Origin of the sequence: Lactobacillus sp. N54.MGS-719 (genome assembly GCF_000980505.1) — a bacterium.
Lineage (GTDB): Bacteria > Bacillota > Bacilli > Lactobacillales > Lactobacillaceae > Lactobacillus > Lactobacillus amylovorus.
This window is the reverse complement of sequence record NZ_LARO01000022.1, coordinates 1-22,761: the sequence shown is the minus strand read 5'-3', so window position 1 is coordinate 22,761 and position 22,761 is coordinate 1. Positions and strand designations below refer to the sequence as shown.

The following is a 22,761-nucleotide window of genomic DNA, read 5'->3' as shown; positions in this document are numbered from 1 at the left end:
TAACTAAAAAAATAAATCGACACTAAAAGATATTTAAGTTGAAATTTAAATAAAAAATGAAGCCAAACTTCTTATTATGCTTGACTTTACGTAGAAAAAAGCCTGAGTCCGATTGGTCTCAAGCTTTTTTGATTATCTTTTTTCTTTAATCAGTGTATTGATCCAAAATTTGGTCCAACTTTTCCTTTGGAGTGTAACCAGTAATTCGATCAACAATGTTGCCATCCTTCTTGATAATCAAAGTTGGGATAGCCATAATGCCAAGGTTCTTGGCAGTATCTTGGTTTTGATCAACATCCATCTTGTAGAAGTTAACGTCTTGACGTTCTTCTGACAATTGTTCAATTACTGGTGATTGCATCTTACATGGACCACACCAAGTTGCCCAAAAGTCAACTAAAGCAACACCATTACTAGTTTCTTCATCGAAGTTTTGATCATTAATTGCATCAACCATAATATTTACCTCACTAAATAAATTTCTAAAGTTTATATTATTAGTATATTCATCTTACTTACTTTTCGCAAGTGAATTGCTTACTTCAATTCAACAATCGTTGCTCCGTTACCGCCTTCGTTAGCTGGCGCATAGTTAAAGCTCTTGACGTGTCTGCTGTTACGCAAATATTGCCATACTCCTTTACGGATTGCACCAGTACCAATTCCGTGAATTATCGTTACTGTGCCAAGGCCGGCTAATAAAACAGAATCGATATAACGATCAAGGTTAGTCATTGCTTCGTCATAGCGTTGACCGCGCAGGTCTAATTCACTATGAGCATTGCTTCTTCTAACTGCACTAGTAGCTCTAACTAGATGTTTAGGCTTAGTAGATTCGTTCTTTTCAATTCGCTCAATATCACGATCGCTAGCTTTTACCTTGATAATTCCCATCTGAACCTCATATTCATGTTCGGACAGCTTCTTGGTAATAGTCCCTGTTTGACCGTATGATAGGACTTTTACACGGTCACCTACACTTACATGATGACGACGCTTTTCACGCTGTAAGACCTTGTTATGAGCCAAATTGTTAGCCTGACGTTCCAGATTGTTTAATTCACCCTTAGCTTCAATGATCTTGTTTTCTTTTACGCCAGCATTCTTTTGCTTTTCAAGTTGTTCAATAATTTGATCAGCCTTTTTACGACGCTTGGCAATGATTTCATTCGCTCTTTCTTGAGCAAAATCAAGCTGCTTTTGTACGCGTTGGTTGTACCAATCAAGTGCTTGTTGCAATTTTTGTTCCAACTTTTGGCTACGATCTAAACTAGTCTCCAAACGATTGCGTGCACTAGTGGCCGCCTTAGTTTGCGCATTCAACTTAGAAATCATCTTGTTAATGTCTGAATCTTCGTCTGACATTAAGTTTTGCGCATTTTTAACTACGTCTTCACGCATCCCCAATCGACGAGCAATCGCAAAGGCATTACTGTGACCAGGAATACCAATTTGCAAATGATAAGTTGGTGACAAAGTCTTCAAATCAAATTCCATTGAGGCATTTGTAGTACGAGGACGGTTGTAGCCGTAAAGTTTTAATTCAGGATAGTGCGTTGTAACCATGATCTTGGCATCTTTTTGACGCAAAAAGTCCAAAATACTGATAGCCAAACTGGCACCTTCTTCTGGGTCGGTACCTGCACCAATTTCGTCAATTAAAACCAAGGTTTCCTTGTTCACATTTTTCATAATGGCTACGATGTCATTGATGTGGGATGAGAAAGTACTCAATGATTGCTCAATCGATTGTTCATCACCGATATCAGCGTAGACCTCTTCAAACACGCCAACTTTACTACCTTCTTCGGCTGGAATAAACAAACCAGATTGAGCCATTAATTGCAACAAACCTGCAGTTTTTAATGTGATAGTCTTACCACCGGTGTTTGGACCAGTGATTAACATCGTATCAAAATCATCACCCAAACGAATATCATTTGGTACAACTTTTTCAGGATCAATCAATGGGTGACGCGCGTTGCGTAAATTAATTGAGTGATCCTTAGTTAAAATTGGTTCGCTAGCCTTCATGTTTTTAGCCAATTTAGCTTTAGCTTGCAAGAAGTCTAGTCGTGTTAAAGCAGTCGCAATATTATTCAAACTGTCAATTTCCTCTCTAGCTAAGCCAGACAAGTGCTTTAAAATATTGCGGATCTCTTGTTTTTCTTGAGCAATCAAATTTTGTTGACGGTTGTTCAAGTTTAAAACTGCTTCTGGTTCAATAAACAAAGTTTGACCACTGGCACTTTGATCGTGAACTACCCCACCAAATTTTGCTCTATATTCTTGTTTAACTGGAATAACGTAACGATCATCACGAATAGTTACAATTTGTTCAGATAAGTATTTACTGCTGTTGCCCTTGGTATAAGCATTCATCTTATCCTTGATTTCTTCTTCATTGCTTGCAATATCGTGACGCAAACGAGCTAAAGCACTTGAAGCCGTATCAAGTACTTCACCATCATAATCAAGGGACTTCTTTAATTCTCTAAAAAGAAGATCTGGCACATCTAATTGATCCAAGATTGAATCAATAGCTGATAAATCTATTTTTTCATCATCAAGATCTTCCAAAAAACTATTAATTTCATTAGCCAAGCTTAAGACAAGCAATAAGTTGCCCAGCTCTTTAGCATTCAAATTTGCCTTTACGCCCAAACGTTTAGTACTTGGACGGACATCTTTAAAGTCAGTTAAAGGAAGTTGCCCTTTGATTCTAAGCAAATCTGCTAATGCCAAAGTTTGTTTTAATTCCGTTTGTACTTGGTCAAAATCATCACTTGGTACTAGCCTTTCAGCTTCTTTCTTAGCTGGTTCAGTAATAGCTAGTTCACTTAAGCGTTTGGTAATTTCGACAAATTCTAAAATTTTTAAAATCTTTTTATTCATAGCTATTTATTTTTCTTAAAACTAACAAAAAGGACCAGCCACAGCCAGTCCTTTTTTTATTTACTTACCACTCAAGCGGTCATCGTCTAAGAAAGTATTCAAAACTCCTTGGACCATGTCCCACTCATCATCAGATTCGATTTCGTGCAAATCACTGCTTGTTACATCGCCTGCATCATCTGCATCGTAACTGAAAGCTTGTACTTCGATGTCTTCATCATCGCCAACAGCGGCTGGATAAAGAAGCACGTATGATTTGTCATAATCATCAGAATGAAAAGTAAATAATACTTCATACAATTCTTCATTACCTTGATCGTCAATCAAAGTAATTTGACGATCTTCATCGTCACCATTAACTTGTGCTGCCATGTTAATCCTTTCGGTGTAAATCTAAATAATTTTGCAAGATGAGCACTGCTGCCATCTGATCAATCACTTGTTTACGTTTCTTACGGTCATGAATACCAGCATCTTCTACAAGTACTCGCTGCGACTCAATTGTTGTTAATCTTTCATCAGAATAATACACAGGTAAACCAAACTTTTCTTCAAGTCGTTTGCCATATGCCTTACTTCGTGCAACAGAAGATCCTGAAGTCCCATCCATATTCTTAGGCAAACCCAATACGAATCCTTCTGGATCATATTGTCTTACCAATTTCTTTAAGGGACGCATACCAAAATTATATTTGGTTTCATCAATTTGAATAGTTTCTAACTTTTGTGCGGTAATGCCTAGCTCATCGCTAACAGCAACCCCTACGGTTTTAGAACCTACATCTAGACCTAATAATCGCATTATTTATTCTTACCAAGATAACTCTTAACAAGTTCTTCAATAATCTCGTCACGTTCGTGCTTAAGAATCAAGTTACGGGCATCATTGTGCCGTGGAATATAAGCAGGATCGCCAGAAAGTAAGTAACCTACAATCTGGTTGATAGGATTATAGCCCTTTTCTTCAAGCGCATTGTAAACATCTTGCAGAGTATCATAAACATTTTTCCCCTTATTCTGGTTAAAGTCAAAATGCATAGTCTTATCTAGCGAACTCATATTTATTCCTCCTGTCAACAATTTTACTTGAAAAAAAGCGTAAACACAATTAATTAATGCTTAGTTCTTAGAAATTTCGTCAATAACAGCTTTAATAGCGTCATTCAAACCTTCTGGTTTCTTACCACCGGCTTGAGCCATGTTTGGACGACCACCGCCGCCACCACCAAAGATTGGGGCAGCAATCTTGATCAAGTCGCCGGCTTTAAGACCCTTGTCTAATGCCTTTTGGTCCAAGCTGATGATCATGTTAGCCTTGCCATCGTTATTAGCAGCTAATACCAAAACATCTGACTTGTTGCCACTCTTCCAGTTGTCGGCAAGTTCACGCAAGTCATTCATGTTGTTTACATCTGCAATAGCTGAGATTACAGTCAAATCGCCAGCTTGCTTTACATTGTCAAAGATTTGACCAGCCTTAGCTTGGTTGATCTTCTTAGTCAAAGCTTCAACTTGCTTTTGGCTATCGTGAAGGTCACTTTCAAGTGAGTCAATCTTATCAATAATGTTGTCTGGCTTAGTTGCCTTAACATCTTCTTGAATGTCATCAAGCAAGCTTGAACGTTCTGCTAAGTATTCGTAAGCCTTCTTTGAAGTTACGGCTTCAATTCTACGCATACCTGCACCAACAGCTGATTCGGAAGTGATCTTGAAGATACCGATTTGGTTAGTGTTGTCTACGTGAGTACCACCACAGAATTCAGATGAGAAGTCACCCATTTGTACGACACGAACCTTGTCACCGTACTTACCGTTGAACAATGCTAAGGCACCCATCTTTTCACCTTCTTCAGGTGTAGTGATAGTAGTCTTAACTTGAATAGCTTCCCAAATCTTTTGGTTTACTAATTCTTCAACAGTCTTGATTTCACGTGGAGTCATTGGTTCCAAAGCAGTGAAATCAAATCTCAAGTAATCAGGATCAACTAATGAACCTGCTTGGTGAGTGTGTTCACCCAATACTTGACGAAGGGCTGCGTGAAGAAGGTGGGTTGCTGAGTGAGAGTGACGAAGACCTTCACGACGTTCCTTATCAAGCTTCAATATGTATTCCTTACCCTTTTCTACAGGCAAAATAAGGTCAACGAAGTGTAAGTTTTGGTCGTTAGGAGCGTGTTGAACGTCAATAACCTTAGCAACAAGTTCGCCATCTTGGCTATAAATGTTACCATGATCGGCAACTTGACCACCACGTTCTGCGTAGAATGGAGTCTTATCAAATACTAAAGTTGCGTGTTCTCCATCAGCCTTGTCGACTAACTTATCGTCAACAACGATATCAAGCAACTTAGCATGTGGTTCTTCGTAAGTATCACGTTCAAATACTGACTTGTCCTTAATGTTCATCAAGGTTACATCTTGACGACCCATTGATTGAAGGTCACCACGAGCTTTACGTGCACGTTCCTTTTGAGCTTCCATTTCAGCATCGAAGCCCTTCTTGTCAACCTTAAGGCCAGCATCTTGAGCTGATTCAAAAGTTAATTCGTATGGGAAGCCGTAAGTATCGAACATCTTGAAGGCATCCTTACCTGAAATGGTCTTGTCCTTTGAGTTCTTAGCCTTGTCGATTAAGTCGTCAAGCAAAGTCAAACCAGTATCAAGAGTTGATTGGAATCTTTCTTCTTCGTTTTGAATAACGTTTTCGATGAAGCCACGTTGATCCATTACTTCTGGGTAGTGACTTTCCATGATCTTACCTACAACTGGTACAAGCTTGTAAAGGAAGGCACCCCTAATACCCAAACGTTGACCGTTTAAGTCAGCACGACGGATCAAACGACGTAAAACATAACCACGGCCTGAGTTTGATGGAAGAGCACCATCAGCAATAGCAAAACTTACAGCACGAACGTGGTCGGCAATAATTTTGAATGCAGTAGTGTCTTCTTTGTTTTCACCGTACTTCTTGCCATCAGTCATTTCTTCAGTTGCATGAATAATTGGCAAGAATAAATCAGTTTCAAAGTTAGTTGGTGCATCTTGCAAAATTGAAAGTACACGTTCAAGACCCATACCAGTATCGATGTTCTTATGTGGTTGATCAACGTACTTACCATTTGGCAAGTGGTTGTATTGTGAAAATACGATGTTCCAAATTTCAAGGTAACGAGCATTTTCACCACCAGGGAAGTTTTCTGGATCGTCTTCAGCAACATCGTTGTTTTCTTGACCACGGTCGTAGAAGATTTCAGTATCAGGACCACATGGACCTTCACCAATATCCCAGAAGTTATCTTCAAGTTTTACAATGTGGTCTGCTGGCATACCAGCTTTTACCCAAACCTTGAATGAATCTTCATCTTTTGGATAAACAGTACAGTATAATTTATCCTTTGGTAAACCTAACCACTTAGGACTAGTTAAGAATTCCCATGCCCAAGGAATAGCTTCATCTCTGAAGTAGTCACCTACTGAGAAGTTACCAAGCATTTCAAAGAAAGTTTGGTGACGAGCAGTTTTACCAACGTTTTCAATATCGTTAGTTCTGATAGATTTTTGTGAAGAAGTAATTCTGCGGTTCTTTGGTACAACTGAACCATCGAAGTATTTCTTCATCGTAGCAACACCAGAGTTAATCCACAAAAGAGTTGGGTCATCTTGTGGAATAAGTGATGCACTAGGCATAATCATGTGACCATGTTCTTTGAAGAAGTCTAAGAACATTTGACGAAACTCTGAACTATTTAGTTTCTTCATTAATAATTTCTCCCTAAAACAAATAAAAAACACCATTGCAGTTATTCAAGGACGCTCCGCGCGCGGTACCACCTTGATTGCAACAGTGTTTGTTACCTCTTAATATTCTTAATTATTAAACTTAAAGGAGCATTTCTTGACCATTACTAAGCCTTCCCATCCTTCGGCTCTCTCTATGAAATAATTAATCAAAAAACATATCTTAAGCTGAAAATAATTGTACTACAAAATTAACGTCTGTCAACGCCCTTGCTCTCTACGACGTTTTCTTTGTCGTTTAGCTTTTCTAATTTCATGACGTTGTTCAAGCTTGCGCTTTTGACGATTGTCTTCGGCAATCGCACACTTGATTTTCTTCTTGTAGCCTGGCTTACGCTTTCTCTTTTCTTTCTTAACGTAGCCAACTAACTTGGTATCAAGCTTGCGGTTCTTGCTTTGACGATTTTCACGACTGCGGTAGTGCTTACGTGGTACAAGTTCGCCATTCTTAATTTCGACAAAGTCAAAGTGAACGCCCATCTTTTCAAGTTCTTCAATGCGGTTCATTTCTTCTTCACGAATCAAGGTAATAGCATGACCTGATAGACCATTTCGACCAGTTCTACCAATTCGGTGAATAACGAATTCAATATCACGTGGAATTTCGTAGTTAATGACCAAACTAATCCCATCGATATCTAGGCCACGAGCGGCCAAATCGCTGGCTACAACGTATTGATATTGACCTTGTTCAACCTGACGCAGAGTTCTTTTTCTTTCTCTTTCGGTAACTCCGCCGTGAATCTTGGCTACTTTTAAGCCTTGATCTTGCAAGTACTTGGTCAATTCATCAACGGTTTGTTTAGTATTGGCAAAGACTAAAGCCAAATATGGTTGGCCCATCGTAAGCAACTTGTACAAAACGCTCTTGCGGTTCTTAGAACCAATATCGATTAAGTCATTCTTAATCGTTGGTGCAATTACGCTTGGGTTATCAATGACGATTTGGTCAGGGTGAGCCATGTATTTACGCAAAAAGTTAGACAACTTAACTGGAATTGTAGCTGAGAAGGCTGCAATTTGAACATCCTTAGGCAACTTAGCGGCTACTTGATCGATATCTGCTAAAAAGCCCATGTCTAACGTCATATCAGCTTCATCGATGACAAAGGTCTTCACTTGATCTACTGCAAAAACCTTCTTTTGTACAAAGTCCAAAAGTCGACCAGGTGTCGCAATTACTAACTGTGGCGTATTATTTTGGTACTTTTCAAGTTGACGTTCTCTGTCAGTTCCGCCAGCCAAGTGAGCAATTGAAAAGTTCATCCCTGAAGCTTTTCTAAGTTCACGTGCTACTTGATAAAGTTGATCAGCTAATTCACGACTAGGCAAAGTAATAATTGCTTGCACAGTATGAGCAGCTTCATCAATTTCATTAAAAATTGGCACCAAATATGCATGCGTCTTACCTGATCCTGTAGCAGCTTGAACTACTACGCTTAAATCAGAAAGCATTGCAGGAATAACCTTTTCCTGCACCTTAGTTGGCTTTTCAAAGTGGATCTTCTTTAAACCGGCTTGAACGGCAGGCTTAATTCTGGAATCTTCAAAAATATTATTCATGATCTTCTTTATACTTCTTAGTTACTTCAACGACTTCCGCAAAGATTTGCTTTACTTCGTCCAAATCCTTGGCGTTGGCACCACTTGCAAGAGCATGGCCACCACCATCATGCTTAGCAGCAAGTTCATTAATAACTGGGCCCTTTGAACGGTAGTGTACACGGTAAGTGCCATCTGGCTTTTCTACAAAGACGTTCCAAGCCAAAACATCTTTAATGCGGCCTGGAGTTGATACTGCTACGTTAGATTGATCATCAGTTAACCCTAACTTCTTAAGGTCGTCTTGAGTCAAAATAGTGTAAGCTGCGCCAACTGGATCAATTTCCATCTTGTCCATTGCAAGTGCTTGAAGCTTAGCTTCATCAAAGGTTACATCGGCAATGTTTCTAGCGATTTCAGTAATATCAATCCCAGTTGAAGCAAGTTGAGCAGCTACCTTAAAGGTGTGTTCTGAAGTTTCAGGGTACATAAAGCGGCCAGTGTCACCTACAATACCTGCGTAAAGTGGGTAAGCAATTTCCTTAGTAATCTTGAAATCTTCAGCGTTTAAGAAATCAACAATGATTTGGCAAGCTGCAGGAGCATCTGGATCAACGTAGCTCATGTCTGCGTATGGATCAACATCTGGGTGGTGGTCAATCTTAATCAAGAAATCACCCTTGTTGTAAAGCTTGTTAGAAATTCTTGGTGTATTGGCAGTATCAGTAGTGATTACCAAAGCACCTTCATAATCAGTAGCCTTAACTTGGTCCATGTGGTTGATCCAAGCAAGATCGCCTTCGTCGTTTTCACCAGCACAAAGCACACGCTTGTCTGGGAACTTTTCCATAATTGCACGAGCTAATCCAGCTTGTGAGCCAATTGCATCTGGGTCTGGACTAGTGTGACGGTGCAAGATAATAGTTGGATATTGTAAGATTTTTTCGTAAATGTCATCAAAACTACTCATTGTTTTTCCCTCGTCTTCTAAAAATATCTGTATCTAGTTTAACAGAAAAACGCGTCTGATTAATAATCGAACAAATTAATTGCCTGATAATTTTCTTTTTTAAAGTCCGTCGCTGTTACGCCTAACAAACGAATACCATCTTCTAGAAAGCCATGTGTACTCTCAAATAATTCTCTAGCTACCTCATAAAAATCAAAACGATCGTCAGATGGCTTTACCAATTTTCTCCGTTTCGTAACCGTATCAAAATTATTATTGCGGATTTTCAAAACAATCGTAGAAGCGCGAAAGTTGCGCTTTTTTAATTCTTTTTCTAAATAATCACAATAAACGCGAATTCTGCTGAGAGCTTCATCTTGCGTGAAAATCGCTGGTTCATAGGTACGCTCGATGCCAATTGATTTTCGGTTGACCTCTGAATCGGTCACTACCGGATTTAAATCGATGCCACGCGCATGTTGGGCCAAAATATAACCCATCTTTTTAAACTTATTAAGCAAAACCAGTACATCAACTTGCTGCAAATCGGCACCTGTATAAACACCCAACTTATGCAATTGTTCCTGCGTTTTAGGGCCAACACCCGGAAACTTCTCGATTTTTTGCATCCCTAAAAATTGTTTAGCCTCACTTGGCAAAATCACGGTACGGCCAAACGGCTTGGCATATTCTGAGCCCATCTTGGCTAAAAATTTATTGTAGGAAACGCCAAAAGATGAATTTAACCCTATTTCTTTTCTGATCCTTTTTTGTAAATCAAGCGCTAACTTAACAGCTGATTCCTCACCCAATTTATTATGAGTTACGTCAAGATACGCTTCATCAAGTGCAACTGATTCTACTCTGTCAGTAATATCATGCATAAAAGAATGAATCTGAGCCGAAACGCTACGGTAAGTTTTAAAATCAGGTGCTACAAAAACTAGCTTATCCTGGGGAACCAAACGCACAGCCTGAATACTAGCCATTGCTGAGTGGACCCCATATTTACGCGCAACATAATTACAAGTTGCCACTACGCCGTGCCCATTATTCTCACACGGATCTTGTCCTACAATCAGCGCCTTATCTTTATATTCTGGATGTCTTCTAGTTTCCACTGAAGCGTAAAAAGCATCCATATCCAGATGAATAATCCGGCGATGGATGTCATTTTGCGGTAATAAATTTTCTTTATTCATAAATCCAATGTTCAGTTGGTGATTCAAAGATATTGTCTGCTTCCTTTGGACCCATTCTATATGGCAAGTATTGCGCAATTTCTGGATTGCCTGCTTCGTTTTCTTTTTGCCATGCATCTTCAACAGCATCAATGAATTCCCAGTAACGCTTCAATTCGCTCCAGTGAGTGAAGTTGGTTGAATCGTTAACAAATACATCATGAAGCAAACGTTCATAACCATCTGGCACCTTAGCCATTTCTTCCTTTGAAAAGACGTAGGTTAAATCTTCACGACGAATACCTGGTTCGTCAATCTTCTTACCATTGATAGTGATATAAATCTTACTTTCAGGATCAACTTCAATCGTAATGTTGTTTGAATGAGCTTGACCATATGGATTATTGATATGCTTTAAAACAATATCAATTCTGGTCTTCTTTTCCTTAAATTCCTTACCAGTTCTGAAGTAAATTGGCACGCCAGCAATTGGGCCACTTGTAAACTTAGTCTTACCAGCTACATAAGTTTCAGTAGTTGAATCAGGATCAACATTAGGTTCTTTCTTGTAAGCAAAAGTAGTATCGCTGCCTAAGTATTGGCCTCTTACAAAGTTCTTCTTAACTTCTTCTGGAGTTGGAATAATTAAACTCTTAAGCAATTCTTGCTTAGCTTGGTGAACGCTGTCTGATGACAAGTCCTTAGGTTCTGGCATTGCAAGCAAAGTAATGATTTGGAAGATGTGGTTTTGAACCATATCACGCAAAGCACCTGAAGTATCGTAGTAACCACCACGTGCTTCTACACCTAAACGTTCTGCCAAAGTAATTTGAATATTCTTAATGTATTCGCCTGACCATATATTCTTAATCAATGGGTTGGTAAAGCGCATTGGCATAATATTTTGAATCATTTCCTTGCCTAAGTAGTGGTCGATTCTGAAAATATCATTTTCATCAAATGAGGCAGTAATTTCTTTATTTAATTGTTCAGCTGAAGTTAAATCATGACCAAATGGCTTTTCAACTACGATACGGTTAAAGCCGCTACCGGTTAAGTGTTGATCATTGATGTGAGTGGCAATTGTACCAAAGAATCTTGGTGCCATAGCCATGTAAAATAGACGGTTACCTTGAGCTGAGTAGCGATCATCAAGTTCTTGAGCCAATTTCTTCAAAGTTACATAGTGTTCAACATTAGTAACATCGTGAGATTGGTAATAGAAGTGACTAGCAAATGCCTTTACTTCGTTTTCATCTACTTGATCATGAGTTTCGTGAATAGCATCTGAAACTTGTTCACGTAAATACTCATGTGACCATGGACGACGTGCAGTACCAATGACTGCAAAGTTGTCATGGATCAAACCTTGTTCATATAAATTAAACAAGGATGGGTAAAGCTTACGGTGAGCTAAGTCACCACTACCACCAAAAATAATCATTATAACTGGGATATTTTTCATAACTAAGTCCCTTTCTTTAATTCGTTATTTCATTCATATTCTATTTTACAACAACCAATTTTTAGGCAAAATAAAAAGCGCATTATTTTGCGCTTTTTGTTGGTCAATTATTTATCTTCTTTTTTAGCTTCATCTGAAGAAGCAGGCTTAGCTGGTTCTGCTGGTTTAGCAGCTTCGGCTGGAGCTGCTGGCTTAGCAGCAGCTGGCAATACACGACGAATAGCCATTCTTTCGAAAGTTAAGTAAATGCCGTCTGCATCAACAACAACAGTCTTATCACTGTTGATCTTGTCAATCTTTGCGTGCAAACCGTCTACTAAAATAACTTCGTCGCCCTTCTTCAACTTATCCATCATTTGCAATCTTTGTTGTTGTTGCTTCTTTTGTGGACGGATCATACCAAAGTAAGTAAAACCAATCAAAATAATGAATAAGATGATCATCATCCAGTTGTTGCCGGCAGCACCGCCAGCGTTTGCTAAAAATACAGTATTCAAATTTTTCACCTCATAAAATTATTAAATTTTTCAATATAATATATCCATTATACAGAAAATTTTGCTATTTATCACCCGGAATAGGCAAACCTAACTGTAAATATGCCTTATCGGTCACCATTCTGCCGCGGGGCGTTAATAAAATAAAACCATGTTGAAGCAAATATGGTTCATAGAGTGACTCAATCGTCTCCATATCCTCACCAATATTTGCGGCCAAAGTTCTAATACCAACAGGGCCACCATTATAGCCCTCAATCATGGTTCTTAACAATTTACGGTCAGTTTGATCTAGCCCTTCATCGTCAACCTGCAGCTGCTTTAATGCATTTTCGGTAGTGGCAAGCGAGATCGTCTTTTCGCCTTTTACTTCCGCAAAATCACGTACACGCTTTAACAAGCGATTAGCTACACGGGGCGTTCCGCGTGAACGACGAGCTAGTTCATGCGCAGCCTCTGGCGCAATTGAAGTATGGAAAACATCGCTTGAACGTTGCACAATCTTTTCCAATTCGTCAACAGTGTAATACTGCATGTGCTCCACGATTCCAAAACGGTCACGCAAAGGAGCAGATAACTGTCCAGCAAGTGTCGTTGCCCCAATTAAAGTAAATGGTGGAAGCGGCACGTGAACTGCGTGCGTAGTTTGCCCTTCACCAATTACGATATCAATGTAGTAGTCCTCCATTGCGGAATAAAGGACTTCCTCAACCGGTTTAGCAAGACGATGAATTTCATCGATAAATAAGACATCGCCTGGATCAAGATCAGATAGCAATGCTACCAAATCGCCGGCTTTTTCAATTGCCGGGCCACTAGTACTCTTTAAGTGAACGCCCAATTCATTGGCAATTACAAAAGCTAATGTCGTCTTACCTAAACCCGGTGGTCCATATAACAAAACGTGATCTAATGCCTCATCACGTTGTTTTGCGGCTTTAATATAAATGGACATTTCTTTTTTAACACGCTCTTGACCCAAATACTGGTCCAAAGTTTGCGGTCTCAAAGATAATTCCATTGCTTCTTCTTCAGAGCCTTCAACTTGTCCTGAAGTTACTGCATCATCGTTTTCTGCCACCAGTTTCACTTCCTTATTAAAAATCCATTGCTTGTACTATTATAACAAGAACTACTTCTTAAGCAGCAATGCTAAACCTTTTTTAATATATTGATCTGCTGTATCGGCATCGACCTCGATTAACTTAGGCGTAATGCGGTCAACTTCTTTTTGGGTATAGCCCAAAGCAATTAATGCTAATAATGCATCATTTAATGCTGGAGAAATTTCTTCATCGTTATCCTTACGATCAAGACGAGCAACGTAGTCGCCTAACTTCCCCTTTAGATCAAGCACAATCTGTGAGGCGGTCTTTTTGCCCACACCAGGGAAGCGAGTTAAGTATTTAACTTCACCTTGTTCAATTGCTTCAGCTAAGGAATTGCTGTCTTCGGCTGCCATAATTGCCATGGCACTCTTAGGACCAATGCCGCTTACACTAAGCAACTTAAGGAAAAGTCCTTTGTCATCTTGACTCTGGAAACCATATAAAGTAATGCCGGTATCACGCACAACTTGTTCGATATAAACCTTGGCCTTTTGTCCTTGAGTATAAGCAAATGGCGTTGGACTATACACCTTATAGCCCACTCCGTTAACATCTACTACGATATAGCTTGGCGTAATGACGGAAATTATTCCTTCAAAATATTCATACATTATTAATCATCCCTTTTGAACATCTTTTTTAATTCATTTTGGCTCATGCGGACCAAAACTAGACGCCCTGAGGCATCATGATATGGATCAGCCGTTTTGCGCAAATCACTAATAATTTGTTTTGCTTCTGCGGCAGACAAATCGATTTTCCCCGTTACTGCATGTTTGGCTTCCATCTCAGCTACACGTTTAAACAGCTTCTCAGATTGACCCTTATCCAAATTCAGATAACTATCTAAGATTTGGCGAATCGTTTCTTCGATATTTTCATGAATCCAAGTTGGATATGAACGCACAATAAAACTATTTTGACCAAATTCTTCTAAGTAAATGCCAATCTGTTTAATCTGCTCCAGCTTATCTTTAATTTGGATAAAATCTAGATTGCCGAGTTCTAAGACAATTGGCGTAAGCAGACCCTGCTGCACAATTTTTTTAGAAGCTAGTATCTGATATGTTTTTTCAAATTGCAGTCTTCTTCTAGCTGCAACCTGATCGATCAAGAACAGATCCCCTTCATTCTCTGCAATGATGTAGGTATCGGTCTGACCAACATAGGCTAGACGTGGCAAATTATTGGCTAAAACTTCATCCCCGCTGGAAATCACCTCTTGATTAGCAGGAGAGGCACCAAAAGGCGTAAGTTTTTGCTGCTCTTCTACATTTTGATCCCAGGTTTTGGTGATAATGTATTTGTCATTTTCACGCGGAATGTTTAGATCAACGTATTTGCCAGTTTCCTTAGCAGCCTTAAATTTTGGTTTTTCTACCTGATCATGAATTTCTGGTACTTCTTTACGTTCTGTATTTACCACATCTTGATTCAAGTTGAATTGCAATTGGTCTACTAATGTTTCACGCTTATTTTCTAGATTGGCAAATGCACTAGTTTGCTCAACTTTTTCCACAAGTGCATTACTGATTGCAGTTGTAATCAATCGACTAAGTTCTTTTTCCTTAGATAAACGTACCTCTTGCTTAGTGGGATGCACATTTACGTCGACTAACAAAGGATCGACCTTAATAGACACAACAGCAATTGGATAATGCCGCACCTCAAGTTTGGAGCCATAACCATCCATAATTGCTGTATTCAGTTGGAAGTTTCGAATATAACGTCCATTAAGCAGAATTGAAATAAAGTTGCGGGTTGAACGAGTCAATTCTGGTTTAGAAATTAAGCCCGTAACTTTAAAATCAGTATCTTCTGCCTCGATGTCTTCCATTTTTTCCGCAATATGGCGCCCATAAACATTGGCAACAGTTTGTTTTAAATTACCATTGCCAGTTGTTCTGAGTAAAATTTTACCCGTATTCGACAAGGTAAAAGATACTTGTGGATAACCTAATGCTAAGCGATTAATAATATCCACAATCTTCATGATTTCGGTTCGCGGACTGCGCAGATACTTCAATCTCGCTGGCGTGTTGAAAAACAGGTCTTGCACCGTAATCTTGGTCCCTTTTTGCGATGCCGCATCTTCTTGACCTTTTTTATTGCCGCCACTAAAAGTAGCTCTTGTACCAATTGCTCCGTCTGTTGCCGTTAAAATTTCTACGTGACTTACCGCGGAAATTGAAGCCAGAGCTTCACCTCTAAAGCCTAAAGTCGAAACTTTAAACAGATCATGCTCGTTGCTAATTTTACTAGTCGCATGACGCGTAAAAGCCAGGTCAACTTGATCACGTTCAATTCCTGTACCGTTGTCCTGTACTACAATTTGCTTTAATCCTGCATCCACAAAATCTACTCTGATTCGGGTGGCTCCAGCATCAAGGGAGTTTTCCACCAATTCTTTAACTACGCTGGCAGGACGTTCAATAACTTCACCTGCCGCAATTTGATTGGTTAAAGTTTCAGATAATTCATGAATTTTAGGCATAATTAGTTATCATCCTTCAAGTCTTTTTGCCAATCCGCTACCATTTGCATAATTTGAAGTGGTGTCTTATCGGCCAAATAAAGATTAGAAATATCGTCAAGCACATCTTGTTCCGCATCGGTCATAGCTGGCTTGTCATTTTGTATTTGCTCTTCCTCATCTGAACTATCCACAGGCTCTGCGAATAAGTCTAATTGCTGACTAACTGGAGCAAGTTCACTGCCTTGTGCTTCAAGACGTTTTAATAATTTGGTTGCTTCACGCAATACGGCACGTGGTAAACCAGCAAGTTGGGCAACGTGAATACCATAACTTTGGTCGGCTGGTCCTGGTAAAATCTTGTGCAAAAAGATCAGCTTGCCATTTTCTTCAGTCGCACCAACGTGGATGTTCTTTAAATGATCCAGTGTCTCATCAAGTGCAGTTAATTCATGGTAGTGGGTCGCAAATAATGCCTTAGCTCCTACTTTATCATGCAGATACTTAACGATCGCCCCAGCTAAAGCCATACCATCGTAAGTTGCAGTACCACGACCAATTTCGTCAAAGAGAACCAAACTGCGTTTAGTTGCATATTGCAAAGCATCGTTTGCTTCGCTCATTTCAACCATGAAGGTACTTTGACCAGAAATCAGGTCATCGGCAGCACCAATTCGAGTAAAGATTTGATCAAATATTGGCAAATCAGCACTATCAGCTGGGACAAAGGAGCCCACTTGCGCCATGATTGCGATTAAAGCCATTTGTCTCATGTAGGTACTCTTACCAGACATGTTAGGACCAGTAATCAAGAAAATGTTAGTAGCTGAATCCATTTTGACATCGTTAGGGATGTAGGAACCGGCAGTCATAACTTTTTCAACTACTGGGTGGCGGCCATTAACCACATCGATATCCTGATTATCGGTATGGAAGTGAGGTCTGCAGTAATTATTTTGTTCAGCTACGGTCGCAAAGCCGCAGTAAACGTCTAAGGCTGCAAGTTGCCCACCCAATTTTTGCAAGGCAGGAATATACTTCTTAACTTCCTCACGTAATTTAACGAACAAGTCATATTCCAAGTCAGTTGAACGAGTTTGCGCCTCCAAGATTAAGTTTTCGTGTTCCTTCAACTCTGGCGTAATGTAACGTTCAGCGTTGGTCAAAGTCTGTTTACGCGTGTAGCGATCCAGTGGCACCTTGCTCTTATTACCATTAGATACTTGAATGTAATAGCCAAAGACCTTGTTATAGCCAACTTTCAAGTTATCAATACCGGTCTTTTGTCGTTCGTCAGCTTCCATTTGAGCTAACCACTTTTTACCATTATTCATGGCATCCTTGTAGCGGTCCAGTTGCTTATCAACGCCTTCGCGAATTAAGCCACCTTCTGTAGTCAAAATTGGTGGATCCTTAACCAAAGTCGTTGAAATCATTTCTGCTACGCCCTTTAATGGATCAATCTTTTGGGCAAAATCTTCTAGCACTTGACTATCTGATTGGTTCAAAGCATCCAAAATTACAGGCACAGCTTGAAGTGAGCGGGATAATTGCAAAAGTTCACGTGCATTAACATTGCCAAAGGCAATTCGACCAGTTAAACGCTCTAGGTCATAAACGCCCTTCAAAGCATCAATCGCATTTTCACGTGTGAAGTAACCATCAAGCAGAGCTTGCACCATTTCTTCACGGTGGTTGATCTCATCCACATTGAGCAGTGGTCGAGCTAACCATTGCTTAAGCAGACGCCCACCCATTGCCGTATGAGTTTTATCAAGAACCCAGAAAAGCGAGCCCATTTTTTTACCAGTTTTAGCAGATGCAACTAATTCCAAATTATTTTGAACAGTATGCGACATCTGTAAGTATTGGTTTACTTCGTAGCTCTTAGCAATTTGCAAGTGGGCTAAGCTTCTCTTTTGGGTAGATAAAAGATAGCCTACCAGTTGACGCGTAGCTTCTTTTTCTGCCTTATTGGTTAAATTTTGTTCAACATAAGAAATCTCGGCATGTTCGCCTTCAATTGGCGTAGGCGCGGAAACGGTGATATTAGCCTTATGCATAAAGTCCTTATTTTGTTCAGTCAAAGGACCATTGTAAACAACTTCGCGTGTTCTTAATGATAAAAGTTCATTAGAAACAGCTTCGAAGCTCTTCAAATGTGTCGCATAAATTTCACCAGTTGATAAATCACTGTAGGCTAAGCCAAAGCCACTCTTAGTAGTCACTACTGAAGTTAAATAGTTAGAATCCTTAGCATCATTGGGACCTTCATTCATCATGGTACCTGGAGTTACCAATTGAATAATGCCACGCTTTACCATGCCCTTAGCTTTTTTAGGATCTTCGAGCTGTTCGCAAAGTGCAACCTTATATCCCTTTTCAACCAAAGTATTTACATAAGTATCAACGGCCAAATGAGGTACACCAGCCATCGGAATTGGATTCTTAGTTTTATTTGAACGGTGTGTTAAAGTTAATTCAAGAATCTGAGCGCCCTTAACCGCATCGTCTTCGAAAAGTTCGTAGAAATCTCCGACACGATAAAAAAGAAAGGCATCAGGATATTGCTTTTTAATTTCGTAATATTGCTCCATCATTGGAGTCGTACTTGCTTTTGCCATACAATCTCTTTTCTATTCCTATGCTTGATCACTGGTAATTATTATACGCTATAAAGGAAGATAAAAGAAAAACTTCGAAGCTGAACTTTTTTGCTCAACTTCGAAGTCTATTTAAGTATTTATTTGGATTTGAACTAGAGTGAGAGTTTTATTCTTTTATCAGAAATTAGTTTCTAAATTACATACCCATTCCTGGGGCGCCGGCACCTGCACCACCTTGTGGAGCAGCTGGCTTTTCTTCAGGAATTTCTGCAACAACAGCTTCAGTAGTAAGGAGTAATGCAGCAATTGAAGCAGCGTTTTGTAAAGCGGTACGAGTTACCTTAGTTGGGTCAATGATACCTGCGTCAACCATGTTTTCCCACTTGTCAGTAGCAGCGTTGTAACCAACTTCGTTTTCTTGGTTTTCAAGCTTGTTCAATACAACGGCACCGTCTTTACCTGCGTTTTCAGCAATTTGACGAACTGGTGCTGAAAGTGCTCTTAAAACAATGTTGATACCAGTTTGTTCATCTGGAGTGTCACCCTTAAGGTCCTTGATAGCCTTTTCTACGTCTACCAAAGCAGTACCACCACCAGCAACATAACCTTCGTCAACAGCAGCACGGGTTGAGTTCAAGGCATCTTCGATTCTGTAACGACGTTCCTTAAGCTCAGTTTCAGTAGCAGCACCAACGTGGATAACAGCTACACCACCAGTAAGTTTTGCAAGACGTTCTTGCAACTTCTTCTTGTCAAAGTCTGAAGTTGATTCTTCAATTTGCTTTCTGATTGAATCTTCACGTTCTTGGATAGCGTCCTTTGAACCAGCACCGTCAACAATAGTAGTTGAGTCCTTGGTTACAGTTACACGACGAGCTTGACCTAATTGATCAATCTTAGCATCCTTCAATTCAAGACCTAAGTCATCAGTAATTACTGTACCACCAGTCAAAGCAGCGATATCTTGTAATTGAGCCTTACGACGGTCACCAAAGCCAGGAGCCTTAACAGCAACAACGTTGAAAGTACCACGGATCTTGTTCAATACAAGAGTTGGAAGAGCTTCACCAGAAACATCGTCAGCAATGATTAACAAAGCCTTACCTTGTTGAACGATTTCTTGAAGAAGTGGCAAAATGTCTTGGATGTTAGAAATCTTCTTGTCAGTGATCAAGATGTATGGGTTGTCAAGATCTGCTTCCATCTTGTCGTTGTCAGTTACCATGTATTGTGATAAGTAACCACGATCGAATTGCATACCTTCAACTACTGAAAGTTCAGTGTTGATACCACGTGAATCTTCAATAGTGATAACACCATCGTGACCAACCTTTTCCATAGCGTCAGCGATTAAGTCACCAACTTCTTTAGATGCTGATGAAACAGCAGCTACGTTAGCGATTTGGTCCTTTGATTCAACCTTGTGGCTGATCTTGTGTAATTCATCAACGGCAGCTTGAGTAGCCTTTTCAATACCGCGACGAATACCTACAGGGTTAGCACCAGCAGTAACGTTCTTCATACCTTCACGGGCAATTGCTTGAGTTAAAACAGTTGCAGTAGTAGTACCGTCACCGGCAATGTCGTTAGTCTTTTGTGCAGCTTCAGCAACAAGCTTAGCACCCATGTTTTCGTAGTGGTCTTTTAATTCAATTGACTTAGCAATAGTAACACCATCGTTAGTAATATCTGGGTTGCCGTAGCTTTGTTCCAAAACAACGTTTCTACCCTTAGGACCAATAGTGGTCTTAACAGTATCAGCTAACTTGTCAACACCCCTTAAAAGGGAACGTCTTGCATTTTCTGAGAATTTAATATCTTTTGCCATATTCTATATCCGCTCCTTTAATTACTTTTCAATTGCTAAAATGTCTTTTTCGTGAAGAACTAAATACTTTTCGCCTTCGTATTCAACGTTAGTGCCTGAATATCTGTCGTAGATAACTACGTCGCCCTTCTTAACGACCATAGGAATCTTTTCGCCGTTTGATGCGTAAGCACCTTCACCGACAGCTACAACTTCGCCTTCAATTGGCTTCTTCTTAGCATTTGATGCTAAAACGATGCCGCCAACTGTCTTTTCTTCTTCTTCTTTAACTTTAACGATTACACGATCACCGATTGGTTGTAACACGTTTAGTCCCCCTTATAACTTATTTTCTTCTTTTTAAAAGTTTAAAATCATTATTAACTGATTAGCACTCTTATTTATCAAGTGCTAACTTACAAATATGATAATAACCCGTTTACCAAAAAAAAGCAAGAAAAAATTAGCACTTTTTTATAATGAGTGCTAATTTTGAATTTTCTTAATCTTTTACATGTTTAACAGTTAAATCTCCCATGGTATTTCTACCCTGTAAGATCAACTTTGTGCCAGTTCCTTTGCTGTGATCAATATCGACATCGCTCAAACTATTTTGCATATTATTTTCAACTTGCCAATCACTTGGAATATAAACATCAACATCACACATCGAAGTATTAATATTCATGATTACTTCATCCCCTGCAGCTTTGGCATCATCTAAATAAACACTAACGTCTCCCATTGAAGAATCAATAGTAACTGTTTTCAAATTTTGCGAATGAATGTAACGTGAAGCTTCAGTCATCTTGCCACTAATTACAACATTATCGCTATCAACGCCAAAACTATTATCAGTGATGACATTATCTGCTTTAAAATTCTTATTTATCAAGTCCGACCAATTTGCATTAACCTTTTTCCCATTAATGATGATCGTGGGCTTAAAACTATTTCTAAAAATCAAACTAATTCCGGCAGAAACCAGAATTGCCACAAGCAAAATGGTCCAAGGAGATAGTGCTGAAATATGAAGTGGCTTAGCGTAGACAATTACCAAAAAGGCAATTGAGAAAATAGCTCCGTATAAATTCTTATTGATTACCGAAGTAATTAAACTAGCTACAAAAACTACTGTCCAAAAGATCGCCCAGAAACCTATCGTAAATGGTAATAAATGTAACTGGTCAATTACTAAGAACACGGCAGCTGCAATTAACCCAACGCCCCAGAAAATTCGACTCCACTTAGCTTTCATTAGTAAGTCCTTCTTTCGTTTAATTTATCTTTTAATTCGCGGTAGTAACGTCTAGAAACATAAACAGTTTTGTAAGAATGATGAAATTGAATCTGGCAATTAGAAATTGATTTAGTCAAAGCATAAATCTGATCTAAGTTAAGAATTGTTGATTTAGATACTCGCATAAATTGTCCGCCAAGCAAATTTTCTAATTCATACAACTTATATTTCACAGCATAGCTATGATTTATAGTATGTGCCATTACTTGTTTATCAGCAGTTTCAAAGAATAGAATCTGATTTATATCGAGATAATATGCTTTGTCATCCTTTACTCCAGTAATTTGATCAGGATGAGATGATTCATCTTGCAATTTACGATAAATTCGCTCTAGTTCTGGAGTAATTTTATTAGCTTTGATAATTACTTCCGATTCCTGGTTATCAGGATCAATTTCTAATTTAACCTTCAATTTTTTCATCCCCTTCATTTCTATAGTTTTATTACAACGCGTTTTATTAAGAAAAACTAGCTAATTCAACTAAGTGGTCACAAAATTGAAGTAAGCGGTCATTTTTTAAAACCAATCAAAAATTGAAGAAAATAATGCATCCCATAGTCCTTCGACCAAGGTATAAGATAATTGCTTTTTATAAGCCTTACCAAAGCTGGTATATTCATATGTTTTATTTGCTTCTTCATCGGTAAAGTAATATTTGCCATTTTTCCGACTGCACAAAGTTCTAATCAAGGCAACAAGCATCCCCAAAAGCATGAAAAAGATGACTAGAATAATTATGAAGACGATTCCTGCCCAACTTTGTAGGTAGTAGTTAAAGCCTAGCGAAACCATCCAAAGCAAATAGAAAATAAAAGTTAAACCACTAGTAAAAATGCGTGGCAGTTTTATTTTGGCCGTTAATAGAATTGCCGGAATAATGGGCAAAATTGAAAAGATGAGCAAAACTATGCCATAACTTTTAGTAACATTCTTCACTCCACTAAAAAAGATAAAAACTATGCTCAAAATGATGCAAGCAATGAACAATAACCAAGTTCGATTTCTTTTTACATTCATGATTATCCACCTTCTTTTTTGGGTTCTATGATAAATCCTGTTGATAGATTTCTATGATATTCTATCAATAGGATTTTTTGCATTAAAAAAGAGGCACAAGCCTCACTGCATAATGTCCTT

The 22,761-nt window shown here is 39.0% G+C and carries 20 protein-coding genes; all 20 read right to left on the bottom strand.

Features of this window, described 5'->3' with window-relative positions; all coding sequences use genetic code 11:
• Positions 1 to 145: 145 nt before the first annotated feature.
• Entirely contained in the window at positions 146 to 457 is a 312-nt protein-coding gene (trxA, locus tag WS44_RS05465) for a thioredoxin (protein WP_013437241.1), read from the bottom strand.
• A gap of 80 nt (positions 458 to 537) precedes the next feature.
• Complete coding sequence (locus WS44_RS05460) at positions 538 to 2,895, bottom strand: endonuclease MutS2 (RefSeq protein ID WP_046433580.1); 2,358 nt, start codon at positions 2,893 to 2,895, stop codon at positions 538 to 540.
• Between the two features lie 60 nt (positions 2,896 to 2,955).
• Positions 2,956 to 3,267, bottom strand: a complete 312-nt coding sequence (locus WS44_RS05455) for a DUF1292 domain-containing protein (RefSeq protein WP_013641531.1) — start codon at positions 3,265 to 3,267, stop codon at positions 2,956 to 2,958.
• A gap of 1 nt (position 3,268) precedes the next feature.
• Positions 3,269 to 3,697 carry a Holliday junction resolvase RuvX gene (gene ruvX / locus WS44_RS05450; protein ID WP_013437238.1) on the bottom strand — a complete coding sequence of 143 codons (429 nt, stop codon included), beginning with the start codon at positions 3,695 to 3,697 and terminating at the stop codon, positions 3,269 to 3,271.
• On the bottom strand, positions 3,697 to 3,954 hold the full coding sequence (locus WS44_RS05445; protein WP_003549189.1) for an IreB family regulatory phosphoprotein: 258 nt from the start codon (positions 3,952 to 3,954) through the stop codon (positions 3,697 to 3,699). Before WS44_RS05445 ends, ruvX begins: the two co-directional genes overlap by 1 nt.
• A gap of 60 nt (positions 3,955 to 4,014) precedes the next feature.
• Positions 4,015 to 6,654: an alanine--tRNA ligase gene (gene alaS, locus WS44_RS05440; protein WP_013641530.1), complete on the bottom strand. Its 2,640-nt coding sequence runs from the start codon at positions 6,652 to 6,654 to the stop codon at positions 4,015 to 4,017.
• A gap of 240 nt (positions 6,655 to 6,894) precedes the next feature.
• Complete coding sequence (locus tag WS44_RS05435; protein ID WP_046433577.1) at positions 6,895 to 8,256, bottom strand: DEAD/DEAH box helicase; 1,362 nt, start codon at positions 8,254 to 8,256, stop codon at positions 6,895 to 6,897.
• On the bottom strand, positions 8,249 to 9,205 hold the full coding sequence (locus WS44_RS05430) for a bifunctional oligoribonuclease/PAP phosphatase NrnA (protein WP_013641529.1): 957 nt from the start codon (positions 9,203 to 9,205) through the stop codon (positions 8,249 to 8,251). The genes WS44_RS05435 and WS44_RS05430 overlap by 8 nt, the downstream gene beginning before the upstream one ends.
• 59 nt (positions 9,206 to 9,264) lie before the next feature.
• Positions 9,265 to 10,386, bottom strand: a complete 1,122-nt coding sequence (gene dinB, locus WS44_RS05425; protein ID WP_022087054.1) for a DNA polymerase IV — start codon at positions 10,384 to 10,386, stop codon at positions 9,265 to 9,267.
• Entirely contained in the window at positions 10,379 to 11,830 is a 1,452-nt protein-coding gene (gene zwf, locus WS44_RS05420; RefSeq protein WP_046433575.1) for a glucose-6-phosphate dehydrogenase, read from the bottom strand. Before zwf ends, dinB begins: the two co-directional genes overlap by 8 nt.
• A gap of 107 nt (positions 11,831 to 11,937) precedes the next feature.
• Positions 11,938 to 12,327, bottom strand: a complete 390-nt coding sequence (yajC, locus tag WS44_RS05415) for a preprotein translocase subunit YajC (protein ID WP_013437232.1) — start codon at positions 12,325 to 12,327, stop codon at positions 11,938 to 11,940.
• Between the two features lie 64 nt (positions 12,328 to 12,391).
• Positions 12,392 to 13,408 (bottom strand): Holliday junction branch migration DNA helicase RuvB, encoded by a 1,017-nt coding sequence (gene ruvB, locus WS44_RS05410; protein ID WP_013641527.1) that lies wholly within the window; start codon positions 13,406 to 13,408, stop codon positions 12,392 to 12,394.
• A gap of 51 nt (positions 13,409 to 13,459) precedes the next feature.
• Positions 13,460 to 14,047 carry a Holliday junction branch migration protein RuvA gene (ruvA, locus tag WS44_RS05405; protein WP_013437230.1) on the bottom strand — a complete coding sequence of 196 codons (588 nt, stop codon included), beginning with the start codon at positions 14,045 to 14,047 and terminating at the stop codon, positions 13,460 to 13,462.
• 2 nt (positions 14,048 to 14,049) lie between these two features.
• Complete coding sequence (gene mutL, locus WS44_RS05400; protein WP_046433572.1) at positions 14,050 to 15,930, bottom strand: DNA mismatch repair endonuclease MutL; 1,881 nt, start codon at positions 15,928 to 15,930, stop codon at positions 14,050 to 14,052.
• A 2-nt stretch (positions 15,931 to 15,932) separates the two neighbouring features.
• Complete coding sequence (mutS, locus tag WS44_RS05395; RefSeq protein WP_136860415.1) at positions 15,933 to 18,509, bottom strand: DNA mismatch repair protein MutS; 2,577 nt, start codon at positions 18,507 to 18,509, stop codon at positions 15,933 to 15,935.
• A gap of 202 nt (positions 18,510 to 18,711) precedes the next feature.
• A complete protein-coding gene (gene groL / locus WS44_RS05390) occupies positions 18,712 to 20,343 on the bottom strand; it encodes a chaperonin GroEL (protein WP_022087057.1) in 1,632 nt (543 codons plus the stop codon).
• A 21-nt stretch (positions 20,344 to 20,364) separates the two neighbouring features.
• Positions 20,365 to 20,649, bottom strand: coding sequence for a co-chaperone GroES (gene groES / locus WS44_RS05385; RefSeq protein WP_013437226.1), 285 nt, complete (start codon positions 20,647 to 20,649; stop codon positions 20,365 to 20,367).
• Positions 20,650 to 20,824: 175 nt separating this feature from the next.
• On the bottom strand, positions 20,825 to 21,580 hold the full coding sequence (locus WS44_RS05380; RefSeq protein WP_013641519.1) for a LiaF domain-containing protein: 756 nt from the start codon (positions 21,578 to 21,580) through the stop codon (positions 20,825 to 20,827).
• A complete protein-coding gene (locus WS44_RS05375; RefSeq protein WP_014565570.1) occupies positions 21,580 to 22,035 on the bottom strand; it encodes a LytTR family DNA-binding domain-containing protein in 456 nt (151 codons plus the stop codon). The genes WS44_RS05380 and WS44_RS05375 overlap by 1 nt, the downstream gene beginning before the upstream one ends.
• 105 nt (positions 22,036 to 22,140) lie before the next feature.
• On the bottom strand, positions 22,141 to 22,641 hold the full coding sequence (locus WS44_RS05370) for a hypothetical protein (protein WP_046433569.1): 501 nt from the start codon (positions 22,639 to 22,641) through the stop codon (positions 22,141 to 22,143).
• Positions 22,642 to 22,761: the final 120 nt, after the last annotated feature.